This window comes from Gordonia sp. (in: high G+C Gram-positive bacteria), from assembly GCF_049299075.1.
GTDB lineage: Bacteria > Actinomycetota > Actinomycetes > Mycobacteriales > Mycobacteriaceae > Gordonia.
In genome coordinates this window covers 1-1,857 of the sequence record NZ_JBAQWU010000171.1, presented here as the reverse complement: position 1 = coordinate 1,857, position 1,857 = coordinate 1, and the positions used below count along the sequence as shown (strand labels likewise).

At 70.3% G+C, this 1,857-nt stretch carries 2 protein-coding genes and 1 pseudogene; 1 reads left to right on the top strand and 2 read right to left on the bottom strand.

The window, feature by feature from the left end:
• Both WAW85_RS05785 and WAW85_RS05780 read right to left on the bottom strand, forming a co-directional pair.
• Positions 1 to 312, bottom strand: a pseudogene (locus WAW85_RS05785) (hypothetical protein); the annotation flags it as partial.
• Positions 297 to 1,070 (bottom strand): hypothetical protein, encoded by a 774-nt coding sequence (locus WAW85_RS05780; RefSeq protein WP_422558690.1) that lies wholly within the window; start codon positions 1,068 to 1,070, stop codon positions 297 to 299. The gene WAW85_RS05780 and the pseudogene WAW85_RS05785, both read right to left, overlap by 16 nt.
• Before the next feature lie 98 nt (positions 1,071 to 1,168).
• On the opposite strand from WAW85_RS05780, the gene trmB reads away from it, so the two are divergent.
• Positions 1,169 to 1,857 (top strand): tRNA (guanosine(46)-N7)-methyltransferase TrmB (gene trmB, locus WAW85_RS05775; RefSeq protein ID WP_422558689.1); only part of this gene is annotated, 689 nt, incomplete at its 3' end.

Sequence of the window (1,857 nt, the reverse complement as noted above, 5' to 3'; positions counted from 1 at the left end):
GGCGAACACCGGCATTCGGTGCTGCGGGTCCAGCCGGTCGCGGGTGGCGGCCAACTGCTGCGGCCAACCGATCACTCGTCCGGCACCCACCCCGACCAGCGCGACCGGTCCGGCCGCGCGGTGCAGTTCGGTCAGCAGTGCGTCTTCTTCGCAGCCTGCCGCAACCGACAGGTCCAGGGCCAGCACCCGGGCCACTTCACCAGGTTCGGCTGGCGCGACCAGATCCTGCAGGCGCGCGACCAGCTCCGCGGGCTCGGCCCCGACCGTCCCCACCACCAGGATCCCCGGCCGGTCCATCACCGCGACCCCCACTCCGGCACTCCGGCCAGCGCACCACGTTCCAGCTCGTCACGATCGGTGAGACAACCGGCGGCCCGCACCGCCAGATTCCGGCGCCTGCGACCCGCCCGAACCTCGGCTATCGCCGGTCCGTGCGCCCGAATCGGCTCGACCAGCGCCCCGAAACCACTGCTGGCGCGCAGTGCCCGGGTGAGGGCACCAGCAGCGAGGGACGGGTGCTCCGCCCGCACCGCGAGGGCGCAGCGGAGACCGGCCGTACCGAGCGAGACCAGCGCGGTGGCGCGTCGTCGTCGTTCGGCCTTCTCTGCGACGTCGGCAAAGGCGGCGGCAATCGGCGGCACCGCGATGTCCGCCCGCAGCCAGCGGTCCAGATCGGCCAGTAACTCCTCGCTGATCGTCGCGCGGGCCAGCAGCCCGGATACCGGGTGGACCGGCAACGCCAGTTCCCCGGACGCTCGCGCAGCCAGTTCGGCGGACGCCTGCCGCCAGTGCGCCTGATCGGGTCCGCGCAGATCGGCTTTACCCGCGACGACCACCACTGGCACCGCCAGGTGGGTCAGAAAACGGCGGTCGCAGTCGCGTACCCCGGCCCCCAGTACATGCACCACCAGATCCGCGTCGGACGAATGGTCGGAGCGGGCCGCAGCGATTCCAAACCAGTCGGTCAGTGCTGCGGCGACGGTGTCCCGGCCGGTTCCCCGATGCCCGGTCACCGCGGACCGAAGCCGACGCACCGACGGCGCGCCGGAAGGCGAAAATGTGTCCCCCATCTGCCAACCTCCCCCAAGGTCGAACCCCGAGTCGGGGCTGGGTGAAACGGTACGCTCGGCCACCTGATTCCACCGTCGAATACCGCCAACGGGCCCACATGCGGGACGATGGTCAAATGAGTACCGACGCCACCGCCGGTCCGCCGACGGATACCGACCGCTCGCGCCTCTATCCGCGCGTCACGAGTTTCCGCTTTCGACGCGGCGCCCTGACTCCCGGCCAGCAGCGCAATTGGGAACAGTTGTGGCCGACGCTAGGCCGCGATTTGCAGGTCGGGCCGGGCGCCGCCACCGAGCCGCCGCTGCACGCCGATACCTGGTTCGGTCGCGCGGCCCCGCTGATCATCGAGGTCGGCAGCGGCACCGGGATCTCGACTGCCGCGATGGCCGCCGCGGAGCCGGGCCACGATGTCGTGGCCGTCGAGGTGTATCAGCCGGGTCTGGCGCAACTGATCGGGCTCGTCGACCGCGGCGGCCTGACTAACATCCGGATGATTCGCGGCGATGCGACCGTCGTATTCACCGAATTGGTCGAGCCGAACAGCCTCGCCGGAGTGCGCGTCTTCTTCCCCGATCCGTGGCCCAAATCCCGCCACCACAAACGGCGCTTTCTGCAGTCCGGCACCATCGCATTAATTGCCGACCGCCTCCAGCCCGGCGGCATCCTGCACATCGCCACCGATCATGCCGACTATTCGGAGTGGATCGCTGAACTCCTGGCAACCCAGGACCCGAGCGGCCCACACGTGGTGCCGTGGACCCGGTCGGCGCAATACCCGGAACCGCC